At 60.6% G+C, this 19,017-nt stretch carries 20 protein-coding genes and 1 tRNA gene; 7 read left to right on the top strand and 14 right to left on the bottom strand.

Features of this window, described 5'->3' with window-relative positions; translation table 11 throughout:
- Positions 1 to 102 precede the first annotated feature (102 nt).
- The 6 genes from KQI17_RS02330 to KQI17_RS02305 all read right to left on the bottom strand — a co-directional run bounded on the left by KQI17_RS02330 (position 103) and on the right by KQI17_RS02305 (position 2,499).
- Positions 103 to 420 (bottom strand): hypothetical protein, encoded by a 318-nt coding sequence (locus tag KQI17_RS02330; RefSeq protein ID WP_253285646.1) that lies wholly within the window; start codon positions 418 to 420, stop codon positions 103 to 105.
- A gap of 113 nt (positions 421 to 533) precedes the next feature.
- Positions 534 to 686 (bottom strand): hypothetical protein, encoded by a 153-nt coding sequence (locus KQI17_RS02325; protein WP_216494626.1) that lies wholly within the window; start codon positions 684 to 686, stop codon positions 534 to 536.
- Between the two features lie 342 nt (positions 687 to 1,028).
- The gene (locus KQI17_RS02320; RefSeq protein ID WP_216494625.1) at positions 1,029 to 1,343 is read right to left on the bottom strand and encodes a type II toxin-antitoxin system RelE/ParE family toxin; all 315 of its coding nucleotides are present in this window, start codon (positions 1,341 to 1,343) and stop codon (positions 1,029 to 1,031) included.
- Positions 1,327 to 1,599 carry a type II toxin-antitoxin system Phd/YefM family antitoxin gene (locus KQI17_RS02315; RefSeq protein WP_118603933.1) on the bottom strand — a complete coding sequence of 91 codons (273 nt, stop codon included), beginning with the start codon at positions 1,597 to 1,599 and terminating at the stop codon, positions 1,327 to 1,329. The genes KQI17_RS02320 and KQI17_RS02315 overlap by 17 nt, the downstream gene beginning before the upstream one ends.
- Before the next feature lie 418 nt (positions 1,600 to 2,017).
- A tRNA-Pro gene (locus KQI17_RS02310) sits at positions 2,018 to 2,093 on the bottom strand.
- A gap of 229 nt (positions 2,094 to 2,322) precedes the next feature.
- Complete coding sequence (locus KQI17_RS02305; RefSeq protein ID WP_216494624.1) at positions 2,323 to 2,499, bottom strand: hypothetical protein; 177 nt, start codon at positions 2,497 to 2,499, stop codon at positions 2,323 to 2,325.
- Between the two features lie 228 nt (positions 2,500 to 2,727).
- On the opposite strand from KQI17_RS02305, the gene KQI17_RS02300 reads away from it, so the two are divergent.
- From KQI17_RS02300 to KQI17_RS02285, 4 genes are all read left to right on the top strand, one after another.
- On the top strand, positions 2,728 to 3,441 hold the full coding sequence (locus KQI17_RS02300) for a response regulator transcription factor (protein ID WP_216494623.1): 714 nt from the start codon (positions 2,728 to 2,730) through the stop codon (positions 3,439 to 3,441).
- Positions 3,428 to 5,314: a sensor histidine kinase KdpD gene (locus tag KQI17_RS02295; protein ID WP_216494622.1), complete on the top strand. Its 1,887-nt coding sequence runs from the start codon at positions 3,428 to 3,430 to the stop codon at positions 5,312 to 5,314. Before KQI17_RS02300 ends, KQI17_RS02295 begins: the two co-directional genes overlap by 14 nt.
- A 106-nt stretch (positions 5,315 to 5,420) precedes the next feature.
- Positions 5,421 to 6,653, top strand: coding sequence for a glycosyltransferase family 2 protein (locus KQI17_RS02290; RefSeq protein ID WP_216494621.1), 1,233 nt, complete (start codon positions 5,421 to 5,423; stop codon positions 6,651 to 6,653).
- Between the two features lie 91 nt (positions 6,654 to 6,744).
- Positions 6,745 to 7,413 (top strand): hypothetical protein, encoded by a 669-nt coding sequence (locus KQI17_RS02285; protein ID WP_022018063.1) that lies wholly within the window; start codon positions 6,745 to 6,747, stop codon positions 7,411 to 7,413.
- A gap of 65 nt (positions 7,414 to 7,478) precedes the next feature.
- On the opposite strand, the gene KQI17_RS02280 is transcribed toward KQI17_RS02285, so the two are convergent.
- Both KQI17_RS02280 and KQI17_RS02275 read right to left on the bottom strand, forming a co-directional pair.
- Entirely contained in the window at positions 7,479 to 8,654 is a 1,176-nt protein-coding gene (locus tag KQI17_RS02280) for a macrolide family glycosyltransferase (RefSeq protein WP_216494620.1), read from the bottom strand.
- Positions 8,651 to 8,860 (bottom strand): AbrB/MazE/SpoVT family DNA-binding domain-containing protein, encoded by a 210-nt coding sequence (locus KQI17_RS02275; RefSeq protein ID WP_216494619.1) that lies wholly within the window; start codon positions 8,858 to 8,860, stop codon positions 8,651 to 8,653. Before KQI17_RS02275 ends, KQI17_RS02280 begins: the two co-directional genes overlap by 4 nt.
- A gap of 157 nt (positions 8,861 to 9,017) precedes the next feature.
- Here KQI17_RS02275 and KQI17_RS02270 point away from each other — a divergent pair, with 157 nt between their 5' ends.
- Positions 9,018 to 9,632 (top strand): DUF1643 domain-containing protein, encoded by a 615-nt coding sequence (locus tag KQI17_RS02270; protein ID WP_216494618.1) that lies wholly within the window; start codon positions 9,018 to 9,020, stop codon positions 9,630 to 9,632.
- A gap of 64 nt (positions 9,633 to 9,696) precedes the next feature.
- Here the strand turns inward: KQI17_RS02270 and KQI17_RS02265 are convergent, their stop codons facing one another.
- From KQI17_RS02265 to KQI17_RS02240, 6 genes are all read right to left on the bottom strand, one after another.
- Complete coding sequence (locus KQI17_RS02265) at positions 9,697 to 10,143, bottom strand: hypothetical protein (protein ID WP_216494617.1); 447 nt, start codon at positions 10,141 to 10,143, stop codon at positions 9,697 to 9,699.
- A gap of 146 nt (positions 10,144 to 10,289) precedes the next feature.
- Complete coding sequence (locus KQI17_RS02260) at positions 10,290 to 11,651, bottom strand: MATE family efflux transporter (RefSeq protein ID WP_216494616.1); 1,362 nt, start codon at positions 11,649 to 11,651, stop codon at positions 10,290 to 10,292.
- A gap of 165 nt (positions 11,652 to 11,816) precedes the next feature.
- On the bottom strand, positions 11,817 to 13,736 hold the full coding sequence (locus KQI17_RS02255) for an ABC transporter ATP-binding protein (RefSeq protein WP_216494615.1): 1,920 nt from the start codon (positions 13,734 to 13,736) through the stop codon (positions 11,817 to 11,819).
- A complete protein-coding gene (locus tag KQI17_RS02250) occupies positions 13,729 to 15,471 on the bottom strand; it encodes an ABC transporter ATP-binding protein (RefSeq protein WP_216494614.1) in 1,743 nt (580 codons plus the stop codon). Before KQI17_RS02250 ends, KQI17_RS02255 begins: the two co-directional genes overlap by 8 nt.
- The gene (locus tag KQI17_RS02245; RefSeq protein WP_216494613.1) at positions 15,468 to 15,959 is read right to left on the bottom strand and encodes a MarR family winged helix-turn-helix transcriptional regulator; all 492 of its coding nucleotides are present in this window, start codon (positions 15,957 to 15,959) and stop codon (positions 15,468 to 15,470) included. The genes KQI17_RS02250 and KQI17_RS02245 overlap by 4 nt, the downstream gene beginning before the upstream one ends.
- Positions 15,960 to 16,121: 162 nt before the next feature.
- Positions 16,122 to 16,859, bottom strand: a complete 738-nt coding sequence (locus KQI17_RS02240) for a YwaF family protein (protein WP_216494612.1) — start codon at positions 16,857 to 16,859, stop codon at positions 16,122 to 16,124.
- 244 nt (positions 16,860 to 17,103) lie between these two features.
- On the opposite strand from KQI17_RS02240, the gene yvcK reads away from it, so the two are divergent.
- Together yvcK and KQI17_RS02230 are read left to right on the top strand one after the other, a co-directional pair.
- Positions 17,104 to 18,144, top strand: coding sequence for a gluconeogenesis factor YvcK family protein (gene yvcK / locus KQI17_RS02235; RefSeq protein WP_253285644.1), 1,041 nt, complete (start codon positions 17,104 to 17,106; stop codon positions 18,142 to 18,144).
- Positions 18,145 to 18,438: 294 nt separating this feature from the next.
- A complete protein-coding gene (locus KQI17_RS02230) occupies positions 18,439 to 18,990 on the top strand; it encodes a DUF3793 family protein (RefSeq protein ID WP_022017779.1) in 552 nt (183 codons plus the stop codon).
- Positions 18,991 to 19,017: the final 27 nt, after the last annotated feature.

Genomic DNA, 19,017 nt, shown 5'->3' with positions numbered 1-19,017 from the left:
ATGAAGTTTTTCATAGCGGTGTTCACGCCTTGCAGTTTGCCCAGCCCCTGCACAGCCAAACGAACAGGGACAGGATAAGCGACAGCGGCGCAAAGAGAATTTTCAGGATGAACATTTTGCGGCCTCCTTTTCACAAAGTGCGGTCAGCGCGTCACGCTCTTTGGCAAGCGTTGCTTCTTCCTTTTCGGTCAAATCACGATCACCACCCGTGATCTCCAGCTCGCGGAAGCTCTCATAGGCGTTCAACAGAGAGTCCCGCAGCGCTTCGGGCGTAGGGCAATAGTCCACGGTGTTCCAGTCCTGACGGTGGTTGTCAAAACCCATGACCGTGTAGCCTCTGCTGGTCAGGATAACTTCAAAATCCGCATCGCGGTTGAGGTAGTCAGAAAATACCTTCAGCACAATTTCGTTTGTCAGCATACGTTCCGCAGCTCCTTTCATTACACAACAAATCATTAACGCATTGGTAATGCTAAGACACTGTCAGGCATTCTTGGTCATACCAATGCTTCTTTTACGCTGGACACCTATACTCATGTTACAGGAGATATGCATCGTCCTGCGTCGGTCTGCGTTGTGGTACATGCAAGGAACTCCCGGTCCTCCTCTGTCATCGGTGCAACCCAGCCGTTTTCGGCACCATGGGCTTCGATTTTCTCTAACTCTGCCATACGCTCTTTATCCATGTCAGTTGCTCCTTTCAAAGTAATCGATCAGTTCTCGCGCAGCATCCTCCCAAATCACCAAGCGGAAAGGATCATAGGAACCCGCATGACTTGCGCCGAACTCGCGGATATGGATAGTATACCACCAATTCCTACATTTTTGCCTTAAAAAAGCGTCGATAAAAAGTGACGATAAGAAAAACGACGATAAAATCTGTGCTACAAAAAAACCATCACTTGTAGGCTATTGCCTGAGTATCTTTTGGGGTTGCTGAATTCACCTCCGGAGACGCAGAAAGCCGCCGCCCAGATGGGCGACGGCCTTTCATATAGAGTATTTTGTTTTGCATCTGACTGCAGCGCTTACTTGAGCAGCCGCGGATAATCTGTTGTGCCATTGACGATCGCATAAATGTAGACGGTGTCCCCAATCAATTTGTAGATGGCAACATAAGTCTTCGTCAGCACAAGTTTACGGTAACCGCTTGCCGCAAGGATTGGGTCCGGATGCGTTTGCCCCATCAGCGGAAAATCTCGCAGACGGTTAATGGTCGTTTTCATCGTACTGTAGATTTTCCGCGCGTAGGGAGTTCCTGCCTCGGTAATGTGATACTTTACGATCTCCTCGAAGTCGTGTTGAGCAGGAGGAAGATAGACCAGTTTACTTTTCGTAGGCACGGAACAGCTCCTCCATTCTTTCGTCAAGCTCCTCCGGCGTGCAGACAGGCTCTCCGCTCAGTCTGCTGAGTTCCGCAGCATAAATTTTGTCGCGGTGTCGGAACATTTTTTCCCGTTCCTCGTATGCTGCCATGCTCATATAAACACCATCATCTTCACCCTTATTCGTGATGAAGATCGGTTCACCGGATGCCTTTGCCAGCTCAGAGATCTGCGTGTACTCATTCCGCAGGGCGGAGGATGGTCTGATTTGCATAGAAAGCCCTCCTTATCAATTTCTTGATAGTATTATATCAAGATAACGCCTTTTATGCAAGCCTATCTTTGTGAGGCGTGAAGGTGACTTTATAGGCCTATATCATTCGCCGGCAAAGCAACCATAGGTGAACAGAGAACGGGATTCCTATGTGAATGCGATGCATAATATCTCGATTAAACAAACGGTAATCACTGGTGGAAGAGTGATTATAATTGTGGTCAAGCTATATTTGATAAAAAATTATTAAAGTAGTTGAAAGTGCGAAAAAAACGAGCGTGATTATATACAAAAAGTACTGACAATAGCATTAAATGGAATTGATTCAAATGTGGTATGCTAAAAGAAAGTGCAGAGCGAATATGGTGGAAAAAGTTGCAAAAACAGGCTATTTTCTAATAAAATAGCCTGTTTTTGGTGGTCGGAGTGCAGGGACTCGAACCCTGGGCCTCCTGCTCCCAAAGCAGGCGCGCTACCAACTGCGCAACACCCCGATATTCAATAAAACCCCATTATATTATAGCATTATGGGGCGGTTTCGTAAAGCATTTCTAGTTATGGTCAAAATTGTGGGTTGGCTTCAAAAACGTGTAAATTTCAGAAAAACAGAAACCCGCAAACCCTTGTGCCGCAAGGCTTTGCGGCGATTTCAAAAAATGGGTTTAACAAAGTCCTACTATGTCCCAAACCAGGCGCGATACCAACTTCGCTATACCCGGATATTCATTTTTCTGCCATGATACCATGGCGAGGGGTAAAAATAAAGATTTTTCTGTCTGTGGTCATTCCTGTGGTCAAAGCCACTTTTATGCCGTTTTCGGCAACCGGGGGAAATCCCGAAAATGCAGGCGTTGCAAGGCTTTGTGGCGTTTCGCCTTGTCCCGTCCCGGATACCGCCACGGCACTCCCAAACCAGGCGCGATACCAGCTTCGCTATACCCGGATATGCGCGTGAGTGCGGATAAGCACTTTGCTATTATAGCGAAAGCGGCGGAGGAGTGCAAGCATTTTCTGATATTAAAGAAAAATTAAGGCTTTCCCCCTTTTCCTTTTAAGGCTGCGGTGGTAGAGTAAGCTCAGGAAAGCCCGAGAGGCGGCGCCGCGTCGGGCAGGGAGGGAAGGAAAGCAATGCACAACATTTTAGTCTGCGACGACGACCGCGATATTGTCGCCGCGCTGAAGATTTATTTATCCGGCGGAGAGTACCGCGTCTTTGAAGCCTACAACGGCGCGGAGGCGGTCGAGGCCGTGCGGAAGAATGACATCCACCTTGTCCTCATGGACATCATGATGCCGGAGCTGGACGGCATTGCCGCGACGGCGGCGATCCGGCGCGAGAGCAACGCGCCCATCATCCTGCTCACGGCGAAGAGCGAGAGCAGCGACAAGGTGCTCGGACTGAACGTCGGCGCGGACGATTACATCACCAAGCCCTTTGACCCTGTGGAGGTGCTGGCCCGCGTGAAATCACAGCTTCGGCGCTATACGCTGCTCGGCGCAAAGCCGGAGACCGCGCCGGAGCGCGGCATCTACACCGTCGGCGGCGTGACGCTCAACGAGGACGCCAAGAGCGTGACGGTGGACGGCGAGAGCGTTTCGCTGACGCCGCTGGAATTCAACATCCTGCAGCTCCTTATCCGGTCGCCCGGGCGCATCTATTCGAGCAGCCAGATCTACGAGCTGGTGTGGAACGAAAATTCCCTCGGCGCCGAAACGAGCGTGGCGGTACACATCCGCCACCTGCGTCAGAAGATCGAGATCAACCCCTCCGAGCCGCGCTACCTGAAGGTCGTGTGGGGCCTGGGGTATAAAATGGAGGACCTTCGACATGAAAAGGAATGATTGGGCGGGCGGCTTCTGGGCCAAGGCGGCGGCCTTTTTCCTCGCCGTCGCGCTCGTGCCGGTGCTTTTGAGCTACGGCGCAGCGCTCGCATTCAACTACAGCGGCGATCTGCGCGGAGACTTTTATGAAAGCAGCATCTGCTCGAGCGCGGTCTACCGCGAGATGAGCCATGTTTACGACAGCTACCACTATTATGCAGAGAACGGGCAGGCGGAGGTGCTGGCGAAGTATGACAGCTGGTATCCTGCCGACGACCGCTCCACAAATGTCCGTTTTTCGATCGAGGACGAGGCGGGCACCATCCTCTTCGATAACCACCGCACAGGCGACGTTCCCGTGACGGGCTGGTGGGGTGAGATGGCGCAGGACGGCGTTGTGTTCCGCAGCTACATCGCCGTGGACTATCCCGCGCAGGACAGCGTCTACCGGGCGCGGGACTTCTACTACACAATGACACGCCTTGCGCCGCACGCAGCGGCGGTCGTAATTGCCTGCGCAGCTGCGGAGCTGTTCCTCTTCATCTTCCTCGCCCGTGCCGCGGGCCGCAGGCCGGGGCGCGAGGAGGCGGTCGCCGGCTGGCAGGAGAAGCTCCCCTTTGATCTCTATGCGCTGCTCCTTCTCGGCGGAGGCGGGGTGCTCATTGTTGCTGCGGTGGAGAGCGCGGAGAGCCGCGTTGACCGCTATGATCCGATCGTGCTCGCCCTTTTGCTTGCCTTTGCCGCGCTCGCCTATGCGCTTTTCCTTGCGTTCTGGACGACGCTCTGCGCCCGTATCAAACTGGGGAAGTGGTGGGAGAATACCGTCTGCTGTTGGCTCCTCCGGCTCTGCCGACGGATTTTGAGGTGGTGCTGGCGCGTGCTCTGCCGCGCGTGGGGAGCGCTGGCCGGCTTCGTGCGCGGTATTCCGCTCGTGTGGCGCACAGCGGTCGGCTGCTGCGTGATCGGCGTGCTGCTCTTTGCGCTTGAGAGCAATCACGCGGACGGGCTGCTGCTGATGCTGATCGCGGTGCTGTCTGTCGCGGCGTGCCTGCTTTCGATGCAGCTGCGGCGGCTGCAGAAGGGCGGCGAAGCCCTCGCTGCGGGCGACCTCACCTCGCAGGTCGATACCTCGCATATGTACTTCGATCTCAAGCGCCACGGCGAAAACCTCAATGCCATCAGCCGCGGCATGAGCATCGCGGTGGAGCAGAGGCTCAAGAGCGAACGGCTCAAGACGGAGCTGATCACCAACGTATCGCACGACATCAAAACGCCGCTCACGAGCATTGTGAACTACGTCGATCTGCTTCAGCGCGAGCACACGCCGGAGCAGGAGCGGGAATACCTCGCCGTGCTCGACCGGCAGGCGCACAAGCTCAAGAAGCTGACGGTGGACCTGGTGGAAATGTCCAAGGCGTCGACGGGCAACATTCCCTGTCACATCGCGCGGCGGAGCGTGCGCGAGCTGATCGACCAGACGGTGGGCGAGTACGCCGAAAAGCTGTCCGCCGCGCGGCTCGAGCCGGTGGTGACGCTGCCGGACGAGGAGCTTTACTGCCTGTGCGACGGCGCGCTGATGTGGCGCGTGCTGGACAATCTCCTCTCAAACGCCTGCAAGTATGCCTGCGCGGGCACGCGGCTTTACATCGCAGCGAGGCGCGAGGGCGAGACGGTGGCGTTCTCGTTCAAGAACATCTCGCGCGATGCGCTCAACATCGACCCCGACGAGCTGCTGGAGCGCTTCGTGCGCGGGGACAGCTCACGCACGACCGAGGGCAGCGGACTTGGGCTGAACATCGCCAAGAGCCTTGTCGAGCTGCAGAAGGGCACGTTCTCCATCGCCATCGACGGCGACCTGTTCAAGGTCGGCTTCGCCCTGCCGCGCACGGAGTAACGATTTCGACACAAAGTCTTAAAAAACGCTTAAAGAAAATCAAAGCACAAAACAAAAGACCGTCTGCTATGCTTGGCTCATCCCAAGAGAGAGGCGGTCTTTTCTTATGCTTAATATGTGGATCGTGATTTTAACGCTGCTGCTGAAGGCGGCGAGCCTGTGGTTCCTCGCCGTGGCGCTCTTTGGGCTGCGAAAGCCAAAGCGCTATGCAGTGTGCGCGCCGCGCACGCGCTTTGCCTGCCTCGTTGCCGCGCGCAACGAGGAGGCTGTCATCGGCGCGCTCGTGGAGAGCCTGAAAAAGCAGGACTATCCCGACGCGCTCTACGATATTTTTGTGATCCCCAACAACTGCACGGATGACACCGAGTCGGAGGCTCTCTGCGCGGGCGCGAAGATCTTCCGCTGCTTTGAGCCGGTGCGCTGCAAGGGCGACGCGCTGCACGAGGCGGTCGCGTGGCTGCTGCCGCAGCGCTATGACGCCTTCTGCGTCTTTGACGCGGACAACGTCGCGGACGAGCAGTTCCTCGCCCGCATGAACGACGCCTTCTGCGCGGGCGCGCAGGTGTGCAAGGGCGCGATGCGCGCGAAGAATCCCTACGACTCCTGGCTCTCCGGCTGCTATGGGCTGTACTTCACGCTCTTCGACACCTTCTTCTCCCGCGCCCGCATGAGCTGCGGTCTTTCCTCCAAGCTGGTCGGCACGGGCTTTGCCGTCCACCGCGCGGTGCTTGAGCGCTTCGGCGGCTGGAACACCTCGACCATCGCCGAGGACGCGGAGTTTGCCGCGCAGTGCGCGGCAAACGGCGTGCGCGTCTGCTTTGTCCCTGGCGCGCTGACCTACGACGAAGCGCCGAACGACTTCGCCGTATCGCTTCGCCAGCGCCGCCGCTGGTGCAGCGGCATCATGGACGTGGCGGTGAGGATGGACGCGCCGCTTGTCTCTGCGCTGCGGGGGAATGCGCCCCTGCGCGCGCTCGACGCGCTGCTGATTGTCAACGCGCCGTTTTTGCAGGCGCTGACGCTCCTGCCGCTCACGCTCACAATTCTCTCTTCGCTCGTGCAGGGGACGGCGGGGACTCTTGCGCTGACCGGCGCGGTCTCGCTGACCCTGAGTACGCTCGGCCTGATGGCGCTTGCCGCGCTGCTGGCCTACCTCGGCGGCTACCGCGACCGCCGCATTGTGCGGACGGTCGCGGGCTTCCCGCTCTTCATGGCGGCGTGGCTGCCGCTGCAGCTCGTTTCGCTCGTCAGCCGCACGCGGAGCTGGCAGCCCATCGCGCACACCCGCGCCGTCCACGCGGAGAGCCTGCGCGGCGCAGGTTTCTTGACGACGATTTAACAAAAGTTCACAATTTATTCATGGCCTCCCATACGGATTTTTGTATAATATAATCCTATCATAAAGCAAAGAACGGTATGGGAGGTGCAGCATGAGAAAATATGTGCCGAGCTACAGCGGAACGCTGCGCAGCCATGGGCTGACGCTGCCACACTGCATCAGCGAGTGCAGCGGCATCCGCATTTTCGGAAAGCGCATCAAGTCGATCGCCTTTTCCACGGACGCTGCCATCATCAAAAACATCAATGCCGACGCGATCATTGCGGTCTATCCTTTCACGCCGCAGGCGTCGATCTCACAGGCGGTCATCAACGTGGCCGACGTGCCGGTGTTCGTCGGCGTAGGCGGCGGGTACACCAACGGCAGCCGCAGCGTGCGTCTTGCCATGCAGGCCGAGCATCAGGGCGCCTACGGCGTGGTCGTCAACGCGCCGATGCCGAACGAGGTCATCGCGGAGATCAAATCCGTGGTGGATATTCCGGTCATCGCGACGGTCGTGTCCGACCGGTCGGACATTAAGGGCCGCATCGAGGCGGGGACGGATATCTTCAATGTTTCCGGCGCGGCGGAGACCGCGAGCATCGTCCGCCACATCCGCGAGCAGTACCCGCACGCAGCCATCATCGCTACCGGCGGGCCGACGGAGGAGAGCATTTTAGAGACCATCCGCGCGGGCGCGAACGCCATCACCATCACGCCGCCGACCACCGGCGAGCTGTTTGCGGGCATCATGCACGACTACCGCGAGAAGAAGCTGTAAGAGTTTACATAACATAAAAAACACGCTCCCGCTGTCGGCGGGAGCGTGTTTTTGCATGGAATCACTTAGTTCGCCGCGTGCTCGATGGCATCGGCTGCCTCGACCGCGCCGCCGCAGCGGCGGAAGCCGTCGGCGAGCTTCTGCGCGTTTTCGCGGTAAGAGGGATTGGTGAGCGCGGTCTCGACCGCGCGGCGGATGCCGTCTGCGGAGGGGTCCGTGAGCGGAACGCCCGCGCCGAGCGCGGCGACGCGGTTCGCCACGCCGTGCTGCTCCGGCGTCTGCGGGTAGAGGACGAGCGGCAGACCGTGCCACAGCCCTTCGCTCGCGCTGTTCATGCCGCAGTGGGTGAGAAAGACGTCGGCGCAGTCGAGCACCGCCATCTGGTCCACGCTCGCGCGGACGGTGCAGCTTTCCGGAATGGGGCCGAGCGCCGCGAGGTCTGTCTGCGTGCCGGCGGAGAGCACGAGCTGAAAGCGCGGATCGCCGCCGAAGGCGGCAAGACAGGCACAGTAGAAGGGGAGCGCATCGTTGTTGACCGTGCCGAGCGAGATGTAGATGAGGGAGCGTCCCGGCAGCTTTTCAAAGGACGACTGCGCGGGGCGCAGGAGGGGACCGACGAAGTGGTATTTTTCCGAAAAGGTGTCGGCGCAGGGCTGGAACTCCGGCGAGGTGTAGACGACAGTTTCCGTCTCGTTGTCGTTGGCGATGATGTCAAACACGCTCTTGACCGCGTAGCCCGCCGCGCGCAGGCGCTTGAGCTGGCGGTTGATCCTCGGCTGTGCGAGCAGGAATTGCAGGAAGCCCGCGCCGTTCTGCCCGATGACCTTGGCGCTGAAGCGGTTGAAGGCAAAGGTCGTGGTGGAGCTGACAAAGGGGATGCCGTGCTTTTTCGCGGCGAGCTTCGCCCAGAACGCCATCGAATCGCCCACGATGACGTCGGGGCGGTGGACGGTCAGCTCACGGCTGAGCCAGTCGTCGGCGGCGAGCGTGAGGTCGACGATGAGCTTGGTGGAAAAGGTGAGGTCGCTGCCCAGACGTGCGCCGTCGGCGGCGGTCATGCCGGGGCGCGCGGCCTCGGCATCAAAGGGGACAAAGACCGCGCCTGCGGCCTCGACCTTCGCGCGGAAGGCTTCGGTCGTGTAGTAGCGGACGGTGTGCCCGCGCGCGGTCAGCTCGCGCACGACGGCGAGCGTCGGGTTCGTGTGCCCGTGAGCGGGGATGCAGAAAAAGGCAATGTTCATTCCGCTTTCCCTCCGAAAATGAGATCAAACAGGCGGGCGAAGTCGGCCTTGGGCGGGATCGCCATGCCTTGCGCCTCGTCGGCGAGGAAAAGCAGCGTATCGCCGGGCTGAATGTGGAAAAGGTCGCGCGCCTCCTTGGGGATGACGATCTGACCCTTGGCGCCGACCGTTACGGTCCATGCGTGTCTGCCGTTCGGAGCGTTCATATTATTCACCTCAAAAGTATGATTTGTTATACAAATCATACCATTGAGACGAAAAAAGTCAAGCCCCCAAATGCGGGCTTGCCGAACGGCGCCGGATGAGGTAAAATGTCGGAAAACGGTTGCCGCCCCGCGGGCGCGGCAGAACGGAGGAACGACCATGCCGCACATCCCGAGCGCTCCGACCGCGGAGCTTTCCATCCTGCCCTTTGCCGAGGCGATGGCGCGCAGCGGACAGTCCGGCGGCTACGACGCGGAGAAATGGCTCTATGTGCCGGATTTTTACACGGAGTACCGATATCTTCTCGGCACGCGCGGGGAAAAGCCGCTCGTGTGCATCGGCATCAATCCCTCGACCGCCGAGCCGGATCGGCTCGACCCTACGCTTCAGTCGGTGGAGCGCGTGGCGAAAAACAACGGCTACGACAGCTTCCTCATGTTCAACGTCTATGCCCAGCGGGCGACGCGCCCGAACGACATGGAGCGCGTGTGCAACGAGGCGCTCCACCGCGCAAACATGGAGGCGTTCGACTACATCCTCTCGCTGTCCGAGCAGCCCGCCGTGTGGGCGGCGTGGGGAAACATCATCGAGCAGCGCGCGTATCTCAAGGACTGCCTTGCCGACATGATCGCCATCGGCGAGCGGCACGGCGCGCAGTGGTACACGGCGGGGCGGCGCTCGGTCAAGGGACACCCGCACCACCCGCTCTACCTCAAGGCGACCAGCCCGCTGGACGCGTTCGACATCCGCGCCTACTGTGCCGAATGCCTGTAGGCGAAAACGCAAAAAATGTCCGTCCTCTCGGAGAACGGACATTTTTCTATGTACCGCGCGGCGGTCACTTTCTCCTTGCGATGAGCTTTACCACCAGCATGACCGCGCCGAAGAGCACGCCCGCGACCGCCCAGATGAACCAGCTGTATTTCGGCTGTCCGTTGCCCATGGGGCCGAAGGTGCAGAAGAGGTAAACGGCGGTGACGAGCAGCCAGTAGATGCCGCTGACCGCGCCGACGATGGGGCTTTTCGCCTTGTTCTCGCGGGTGTAGTCCTCCTCTTCCAGAAGCGCCTGCATGGTGCTGTGGTTCACGCCGCCGAGCACGAAGGCGAAGCAGCCGACGCTGACGATGGCGAGCAGCAGGCAGACCGCGCCGATGTAGAAGAGTCCGGAGGCGGAGACGCACATGGCGGCGAAGAGCGGCACGGCGGCAAGAATGCACAGCACGGTGCCGGTGATGTTCAGGCGGGCATAGGTGGGGGCGTACTCCCTCTGCCGCTCACGCACCATGCCGGCGACGCCGTACTCCGTTTCAAAGGCGCCTGTTTGATGGGCAGAGCATACCGCTTTTTGCGGTTGCGGACAAGAAAGACGGGCAGGAAATTTGTCAATCGACGGTTGCGCGCAGGGCCGAAAACGGCTCTGCGCGCAGTTTTTCAGAAATGGAAGCCCTTGGGCATCCATTTGCGGGACTTATAGTAAAGGAGAAAGGCGATGCTGGTGAGCACCCAGGAGATGGGGTAGATGACGGCAATGGTGAGGTTGGAGTTGTGCGAGAAGGCGTAGCCCCAGAGGTAGATGAGACGCACGATGCAGGTAAAGACCATCGTGATGGCGGCGGGGACCACCGCGTCGCCGACGCCGCGCATGGTGGCGGAGAGGACCTCGACGAGCGTGAAGAGCACATAGCAGGGAGCGATGAGCGCCGTCACCTGCGCGCCGATGGCGATGACCGTCGGATCGTCGCCGACGAAGAGGTGCATCATCGGGTAACGACCCGAGAAGATGATGACGGAGAAGAGCGCGGAGGTCGTCAGGTGGATGAGCAGCCCCTTGTGGATCGACTCGTGCACGCGCTCGCGGTCGCCCGCGCCGAAGTTCTGCCCGACGTAGGTCATGACGGCGATGCCGATGGCGTTGGAGATGGGCCAGTAGTAGTCGTCGAACTTGTTGAAGGCGGTCCAGCCCGCCATGGAGTCCGTGCCGAGCATATTGATGCCGACCTGCAGGACGATGTTGGCGACGCCATACATCGAGCTTTGAAGGGCAGCGGGGATGCCGACGTGGAGCATCCGGCGGAGAATGCCGCGGTCAAGCTCCTCACGGTCGTAGAGCAGACGCTGCTCCTCGGGCAGCCGCCGCAGGGCGCGCACGACCAGCGCCGCGCACACGACCTGCGAAAGAGCGGTCGCGGCGGCGGCTCCCTCGATGCCCCATTGGAAAACGATCACAAAGAGCAGGTCGAGCGCAATGTTGGCTACGACGCAGACGAAAAGGTAGTAAAGCGGACGCTTGGAGTCTCCCATCGCGCGCAGGATGCCGCTGCCCATGTTGTAGAGCATGGTCGGCACCATGCCGAGGAAGAAGATGCGCAGATAGGAGGCGGAGGCGTCGAGTGTCTCGGGGGTGGTCTGCATCCACACGAGCAGCTGCCGCGCGGAGGTAATGCCGAGGACCGTGAGAAGAATGCCACAGACTACCGAGAGCAGCATGGCGGTGCAGATGCTCCGGCGCACGCGCTGCGTGTCCCTTGCGCCGAAGTGCTGCGCGACGATGACGCTCGCGCCCGACGAGAGCGCGACAAAGGCGTTGACGAGCAGATTCGTGATGCGGCCCGACGAGCCGCCGACCGAGGCGAGCGCGGCCTTGCCGAGCGCGCGGCCGACGATGACGGCGTCGGCGGTGTTGTAGAGCTGCTGGAGCAGCGAGCCGAGCATGATCGGCAGCGCGAAGAGCAGCATTCCCTTCCAGATGCAGCCCTCCGTGATGGGATTGCGGGCGGTGACTTTATTTTCCATAAGCGTAGCAGGCTCCTTATTCCGTGAGAGAAAGCAGCGCCCCGACAGAGAGCCTGACGGGACGTTCGTAGAAGTCATTATAGCGTATCCGCGTGAAAAAGCAAGAGCCTTTCGGGCAAAGAAACGAAAAAACGGGGGCGGCCCGTGCCACCCCCGATTTTCTGCTTATTCCAGCTCGAATGCGCCGGTGTAGAGCTGATAGTAGGTGCCCCTTTCGGCGATGAGCTTTTCGTGGCTTCCGCGCTCGATGATGCGGCCGTGGTCGAGGACCATGATGACGTCGGAGTTCTTGACGGTGGACAGGCGGTGCGCGATGACGAACACCGTGCGGCCCTCCATCAGCTGATCCATGCCGCGCTGCACGATGGCCTCGGTGCGCGTGTCGATGGAGCTGGTCGCCTCGTCGAGGATCATCACCGGCGGGTCGGCGACCGCCGCACGGGCAATGGCGATGAGCTGGCGCTGGCCCTGCGAGAGGTTCGCGCCGTTGTTGGTCAGCAGCGTGTCGTAGCCCTGCGGCAGGCGCGTGATGAAGTCGTCCGCGCCGGCGAGCCTTGCCGCCGCGCGGCACTCCTCGTCCGTCGCGTCCAGACGGCCGTAGCGGATGTTCTCCATCACCGTGCCGGTGAAGAGGTTCGTCTCCTGCAAAACAAGACCGAGGGAGCGGCGCAGATCCGCCTTCTTGATCTTGTTGATGTTGATGCCGTCGTAGCGGATCTTGCCGTCGGCAATGTCGTAAAAGCGGTTGATGAGGTTCGTGATGGTCGTTTTGCCCGCGCCGGTCGCGCCGACAAAGGCGACCTTCTGGCCCGGCTCGGCGTAAACGGATACGTCGTGCAGCACGTCCTTGCCCTCGGTGTAGGCAAAGTCCACATCGGTGAGGCGCACGTCGCCGCGCAGCTCGGTGTAGGTGAGGGTGCCGTCGCCGTGCGGGTGCTTCCACGCCCAATGACCGGTGCGGCGGTCAGATTCGGTCACGGTGCCGTCGGGCGCGACCGCGGCGTTCACAAGCGTCACATAGCCGTCGTCCGTCTCGGGCTTTTCGTCGATGAGGGCGAACACGCGCTGCGCGCCCGCGCCCGCCATGACGACCGCGTTGATCTGCTGGGAGAGCTGGTTGACGTTGCCGGTGAACTGGCGCGCCATGTTGAGGAAGGGCACAAGGATGGAGATGTCCAGCGCCTTGCCGGAGAGCGACACGTTCGGCAGCCCGATGAGCAGGAACACGCCGCCGACGAGCGCGAGCGTCACATAGAGGATGTTGCCGATGTTGCCGATGATGGGGCCGAGGACGCTGGCATAGGCCTGCGCGCGGAAGCTGTCCTCAAAGAGGGCGTCGTTGAGCCGGTCGAAGTCCTCGATGCTCTTCTGCTCGTGGCAGAAGACCTTGACGACCTTCTGACCCGCCATCATCTCCTGAATGAAGCCCTCGGTGGAGGCGACCGCCTTCTGCTGGCGGACGAAGTATTTCGCGCTGCCGCCGCCGATCTTCTTCGTGACCGCGACCATGGCGATGATGCCGAGCACGAGCACCAGCGTCAGCCAAAGGCTGAAGTAGAGCATGATGGAGAACACCACGAGCACGATCGCGCCGGACTGAATGAGCGCGGGCAGCGCCTGCGAGACGAGCTGGCGGAGCGTGTCGATGTCGTTCGTGTAGTGGCTCATGATGTCGCCGTGCTGGTGGCTGTCAAAGTAACGGATGGGCAGCTTCTGCATCCCGCCGAACATCTCGCAGCGCAGCTTATGCAGAAAACCCTGCGTCATATACGCCATGAGCTGCGTGTAGACCGTCATGGAGAGAATGGAGAGCGCGTAGAGCACGACGAGCAGCGTGAGATAGGGCACGATCTCCGCCTTGGCGGCGGCCCAGTCGCGGCTGACATACCACTTTTCGATGATCTGGATGATGTTCTGCGTGAAGAGCGAGGGAACGGAGGATACGATGGAGGAGAACAGAATGCAGACAAAGGTGACGGGGGCGAGCACGGGATAATAGGAAAAGAGCTTCTTCACCGTGCGCCCCAGCGCGGCGGGGCCGAGATCGCGCCGCGTGGGATCGGCGTGCGGATTCACTTTAGGCATTCTCGTCGCCTCCGTTCGTCTGGGATTCGTAGACCTCGCGGTAAATCCCGGAGGTCTTGAGCAGCTCCTCGTGCGTGCCGGAGGCGGCAATGGCGCCGCCGTCCATCACGAGGATGAGGTCGGCGTCCTGCACGGACGCGACGCGCTGGGCAATGATGATCTTGGTCGTCTCGGGGATATAGGACTTGAAGCCCTCGCGGATGAGCGCGTCGGTGCGCGTATCGACCGCGGAGGTCGAGTCGTCGAGGATCAGGATCTTCGGCTTCTTGAGCAGCGCGCGGGCGATGCACAGGCGCTGCTTCTGTCCGCCGGAGACGTTCGTGCCGCCCTGCTCGATGTGGGTGTCGTAGCCGTCGGGGAAGGAGCGGATGAAGTCGTCCGCCTGCGCGAGGCGGCAGGCCTCCTCAAGCTCCGCGTCCGTGGCGTTCTCATTGCCCCAGCGGAGATTTTCTTTGATGCTGCCGGAAAACAGCTCGTTCTTCTGCAGCACCATGCTTACGGCGCTGCGCAGCGCGTCGAGATCGTACTCACGCACGTCCACGCCGCCGACCTTCACGCTGCCATCCGTCACGTCGTAGAGGCGGGGGATGAGCTGCACAAGGGTCGATTTGCTTGAGCCGGTGCCGCCGAGGATGCCGACGGTCTGGCCCGAGGCGATGTGGAGGTCGATGTCCCGCAGCGCGTATTTCTCCGCGCCGGCGGAATACTTGAAGCTCACGCCGTTGAAGTCGATGGAGCCGTCCGCGACGGTCGTGACCGGCGCGGCGGGATCGGTGAGCGCGGACTCCTCGCTCAAGACCTCGCAGATACGCTTGACGGATTCGGCGGACATGGTGAGCATCACATAGATCATGGAGACCATCATCAGCGACATGAGCACCTGAATGCCGTAGGTGAGCATGGCGGAGAGCTGGCCGACGTCGATGGTCGTGCCGCCGTTCGTGATGATGAGCTTCGAGCCGACGAAGAGCACGAACACCATATTGAAGTACACGCACAGCTGCATGAGCGGGGAGTTGAGCGCGACCACGCGCTCGGCGTGCGTGAAGTCGCCGCGGATGTTGTCGCTTGCGGCGGTGAACTTCTTCGTCTCGTAGCTCTCACGCGCGAAGCCCTTCACCACGCGCACCGCGCGCACGTTTTCCTCCACGGATTCGTTGAGCTTATCGTACTTGCGGAACACCGCGCGGAACGCGGGCATGGCCTCGCGCGCGATGAAGAACAGCCCGACGACCAGCACCGGCACGATGACCACGAAGGTCAGCGCGAGTCTTCCACCCATGATAAACGCCATGATGATGGAGAAGATCATCATCAACGGCGCGCGCACGGCGATGCGGATGCACATCATGTACGCCATCTGCACATTCTGAATGTCGGTGGTCATGCGCGTGACGAGCGAGGCGGACGAGAACTTGTCAATGTTCTCGAACGAAAAGCTCTGTACCTTGGTGAAGAGGTCATGGCGCACGTTTTTGGCAAAGCCGGACGCTGCCTTGGAGCCGGTAAAGCCCGCCGCGCCGCCGCACACGAGCGAGATCATCGCCAGCAGCACGAGCACAAGACCCACGCGCATGATGCCGCCGAGCTCCGCGCCGGCCTTGACCTCGTTGATGAGGTTGGCGGTCTCAAAGGGAATGATAACGTCGATGGCGACCTCGGCTAAAATGAGCACGAGCGTCCAGATCGTCGGGGCTTTGTATTCGCGGATACATTTTGTGAGCTGTCGGATCATTCGGCATCACATCCTCTCCCGCACGGGAAAGGCTCCCGCGCGTCGTTCATATTTTTTGCGTTTTCCAGCATCACATCGGTGATGCGTAAAAATTCCGCAATCTCGCCCTCGCTCAGTCCGCGGCAGAGCGCCGTGAACACGCGATCGTCGAAAACACCGATGGCATGATGCAGCTCGTGCGCCCTCTCGGTGGCGGAGACGACCTTGCAGCGGTGGTCCTTTTCGCTGGTGCGGCAGGTGACAAAGCCCTTTTTCTCCAGCTTTTTCAGAAGCTCCGTCATCGTCGGATGCGTGACGTGCGCCGCCGCCTCCAGCGCCTTCTGCGTCACCTCACCCGCGCTCTCGCGCTCCAGACGGCCAAGCTCGCCGAGCACGCCGACCTGCGTGCCGGTCAGCCCCGTCCCGCGGACGTATTCGTCCATCTGCCGGCGTATGGTTTTTTGCAGGATCGCAAAGCGCAGTCCCCTGGGGACGGATCGTTTGCACATGGTTCCTCACCTCGGAAATAAAATTACGTCGTATGCGACCTATTGACCTGCGTATTGTAGCCGAAACATTTTTTCTTGTCAAGCGGGAAAATGAAATGATACAGAAAGTTCACAAATGAAACAACCCGTCCCCTGCGGGACGGGTCGGATCGGCGGAGGGCTTTATTTGCCGGCGGGCACGGCGGTGCGGCGGCGCAGCGCGCGCAGCAGCAGATACATCACGGCAAAGACCGCGGCGAGGAGCACGGGGTAGCCGAGCAGATGGCTGCCGAAGCGCTCAAAGAGCTTGAGCGGGTTGCCCTCGTCGGCGCGCATGAGGAACATGAAGTTCGTGCCGAACGCACGGTTGAAAAACCAGATCGGCACAGCCATCGCCGCGAGCAGGGCAAAGCAGCGCGGGAACGCGCGCGGCTGCGGGTCCATGTCGCCGCAGAGGGTCAGCGCAAGGGGATAGAGCGCGAGCAGGAAATGCACGGTGAAGCTGTGGATCACCATGAAGTTGAGCGGCGGCAGCGGGGCCCACGTCGGAAAGAGCAGCGCCGCGCAGGCGGCGGGCAGGCAGACGAAATACAAAAAGGTGTCGAGCAGCTTCGGCCGCCGCCAGGCGTGCAGGGCGATGAGAAAGATATTGATGGAGCACAGGTGCAGCGGCAGGTAATCGAGGCTGAAATTGCCGCCGTAGAGCAGCCCGAAGTCCTTGAAAAGCTCGTCCGCGACGAGCAGCAGCGCGACCGTGCGCCGCCAGCGGCGCCGCTTGTCCGTGTCCATGCCGCAATAGCCGCGGCAGAGCACGGCGCCGAGCAGAAGAAAAACGGCGAGCACGGCGAGATGGAAGGGGCCGAAATGCGGCCAGCCGAGGCCAGGCGCGATGGTGTCAACGGTTTCCCAGAAATAGGTCATAGCACAGCGATCTGCCTTTCTTTGCGACTTCTGAACAGTACGCCCTGAGTGTAGCACGCGGCGGTGAAAAAAACAAGGGTGCTTGTGCAGTCTTAAAGAAAGTGGTATAATCTTAAGGCATCGCCGCGCAATTGCGTCTGCGCGCTTCGCCGGATCGGCTTGCCAAATTGTGCGGTGCTGCCTTAAAAATCGAAAAGTCTTTTGCGCCGGTCCGCTGTGGGCGGCGCGGAAACGAGGACTGCGTATGAGCGCGATGCTTCCGAGCCGTCAGCTGTGGGCGCAGGGACCGCATATCGTCGCCATCGGCGGCGGCACGGGCCTTTCCACCATGCTGCGCGGGCTGAAAAAATACACGAAAAATCTGACCGCCATCGTCACCGTGTCGGACGACGGCGGCGGCAGCGGTATGCTGCGGCGGGACATCGGGATGCTGCCGCCCGGCGACATCCGCCACTGCATGGAGTCGCTCGCGAACACCGAGCCGGTCATGCAGCAGCTCCTGACCTATCGCTTTGAGAGCGGAACGCTGCGCGGGCAGTGCTTCGGCAATCTCCTGCTCGCGGCGCTCAACGGCGTCACCGGCTCGTTTGACGAGGCGGTGCGCAGCATGGGGCAGGTGCTTGCCATCAGCGGCACGGTCATTCCGGTCACGACGACGGACGTGCGATTGACGGCGACCTTTGAAAACGGCGCCTACGTTGTCGGCGAGAGCAATATCTTCGGCTTCAAAAAGCAGCAGGACTGCCGCATCGACCACGTCGAGCTTCTGCCGGCGCACCCGAAGGCGCTCCCCGATGCGCTCGACGCCATCGCGGCGGCGGACCTCATCCTCCTCGGGCCGGGGAGTCTGTACACGAGCATCATCCCGAACCTGCTGGTGGACGGCGTGGCGGAGGCCATCGCCGCGTCCGACGCGCAGAAGATCTATGTCTGCAACATCATGACACAGGACGGTGAGACCGAGGGCTACACCGCCGCCGACCATCTGGCGGCGCTGCTGCGCCACGGTACGGCGGACATGGTGGAGCTGTGCCTTGCCAATTCCTCTCCCATCCCGCCGGAGTTGGCGGAGCGCTACCGCGCCGAGGGCGCGGAGGCGCTGACGGTCGACCGTGAACGCATCGCGCAGATGGGCGTCGAGCTGGTCGAGCGGCCGCTGGCGTCGCCGTCCGGCGACTTTGCCCGCCACGATCCCGACGCGCTGGCGAGCGCCGTTCTGGACATCTACCGCGCCCGCGCGGTACACATCTACGGCGGAAGGGAAAGCTACCGCATCGAAAAATAACAGAACTGCCCGGAGCGGGACTGCCGAAGCGGCGGTCCTGCTCCGCCTGCCGGCAGGAATAATTTTCTCATCCGCGAAAAAAAGACTTGCAAAGGCGGCGGGAGTATGCTATGGTATAGCTGTAAACCGCCGGTGCGGTTTTTCAAAAGAACATTGGTTAGAGCGCCTTAACCAACAAAACGTGAAAGAGGTCGGAATCGACGCCTTTTCTTTTTTACCATACGGTTAGAGTGGCTTAACTGATGGAATGAAAGCAGCCGTCGTGTGAAATACTACCGGAGGAGGCGAGAGCAAATGTCTGAAGAAATTCTGATCCGTCAGGGCGCGCCGACGCTCGCTGGCATCAAGACGGGGAGTCTTTTTCCCTGTCCCTGTGAGGACCGCGAGGACCTGCTGGCTGACATCCGGCGGCTGAACCGGCTGCTGGTGCCGAAGGGCCTGTGCCTGCTGCCGATCCGCTTTCTGGAGGGGCAGGCGCTCCTTTACCTCTACCGTCCCGCCGAGCTGCGGCGCGACCTGCAGGACGCGCTGGCGTCCGAGCTGCTGCGCCAGGCGGGCTACGCCAATGAGAGCTGTGCGCGCTGCGTGGCGCAGCTCATCCGCCGCTTCCGCGAGAGCGGAGAGTTCCCGCACGAGGTCGGACTGTTCCTCAGCTATCCGCCCGAGGACGTCAAGGGCTTCATCGACCACCGCGCGAACGGCTTCAAATGCGCGGGGCTGTGGAAGGTCTACGGCGACGAGGCCAAGGCGCAGGCCCTGTTCGCGAAATTCAAGAAATGCACGGAGATCTACTGCGCACTCTGGCAGACCGGCTCGAAGCTCGAGCAGCTTGCCGTCGCAGTTTGATACTATATCATCATCGAAAGGAACATA

This window comes from Oscillibacter sp. MSJ-31, from assembly GCF_018918025.1.
Classification (GTDB): Bacteria; Bacillota; Clostridia; order Oscillospirales; family Oscillospiraceae; genus Hominicoprocola.
This window is presented reverse-complemented; position numbering and strand designations above follow the sequence as displayed.

Bases quoted from the DNA above. Each gene is read 5' to 3' on its own strand.
- KQI17_RS02330 (WP_253285646.1), bottom strand. From the start codon at position 420: ATGCTGACAAACGAAATTGTGCTGAAGGTATTTTCTGACTACCTCAAC.
- KQI17_RS02325 (WP_216494626.1), bottom strand. From the start codon at position 686: ATGGATAAAGAGCGTATGGCAGAGTTAGAGAAAATCGAAGCCCATGGT.
- KQI17_RS02315 (WP_118603933.1), bottom strand. From the start codon at position 1,599: ATGCAAATCAGACCATCCTCCGCCCTGCGGAATGAGTACACGCAGATC.
- KQI17_RS02300 (WP_216494623.1), top strand. From the start codon at position 2,728: ATGCACAACATTTTAGTCTGCGACGACGACCGCGATATTGTCGCCGCG.
- KQI17_RS02295 (WP_216494622.1), top strand. From the start codon at position 3,428: ATGAAAAGGAATGATTGGGCGGGCGGCTTCTGGGCCAAGGCGGCGGCC.
- KQI17_RS02290 (WP_216494621.1), top strand. From the start codon at position 5,421: ATGCTTAATATGTGGATCGTGATTTTAACGCTGCTGCTGAAGGCGGCG.
- KQI17_RS02285 (WP_022018063.1), top strand. From the start codon at position 6,745: ATGAGAAAATATGTGCCGAGCTACAGCGGAACGCTGCGCAGCCATGGG.
- KQI17_RS02280 (WP_216494620.1), bottom strand. From the start codon at position 8,654: ATGAACATTGCCTTTTTCTGCATCCCCGCTCACGGGCACACGAACCCG.
- KQI17_RS02275 (WP_216494619.1), bottom strand. From the start codon at position 8,860: ATGAACGCTCCGAACGGCAGACACGCATGGACCGTAACGGTCGGCGCC.
- KQI17_RS02270 (WP_216494618.1), top strand. From the start codon at position 9,018: ATGCCGCACATCCCGAGCGCTCCGACCGCGGAGCTTTCCATCCTGCCC.
- KQI17_RS02265 (WP_216494617.1), bottom strand. From the start codon at position 10,143: ATGGTGCGTGAGCGGCAGAGGGAGTACGCCCCCACCTATGCCCGCCTG.
- KQI17_RS02260 (WP_216494616.1), bottom strand. From the start codon at position 11,651: ATGGAAAATAAAGTCACCGCCCGCAATCCCATCACGGAGGGCTGCATC.
- KQI17_RS02255 (WP_216494615.1), bottom strand. From the start codon at position 13,736: ATGCCTAAAGTGAATCCGCACGCCGATCCCACGCGGCGCGATCTCGGC.
- KQI17_RS02250 (WP_216494614.1), bottom strand. From the start codon at position 15,471: ATGATCCGACAGCTCACAAAATGTATCCGCGAATACAAAGCCCCGACG.
- KQI17_RS02245 (WP_216494613.1), bottom strand. From the start codon at position 15,959: ATGTGCAAACGATCCGTCCCCAGGGGACTGCGCTTTGCGATCCTGCAA.
- KQI17_RS02240 (WP_216494612.1), bottom strand. From the start codon at position 16,859: ATGACCTATTTCTGGGAAACCGTTGACACCATCGCGCCTGGCCTCGGC.
- yvcK (WP_253285644.1), top strand. From the start codon at position 17,104: ATGAGCGCGATGCTTCCGAGCCGTCAGCTGTGGGCGCAGGGACCGCAT.
- KQI17_RS02230 (WP_022017779.1), top strand. From the start codon at position 18,439: ATGTCTGAAGAAATTCTGATCCGTCAGGGCGCGCCGACGCTCGCTGGC.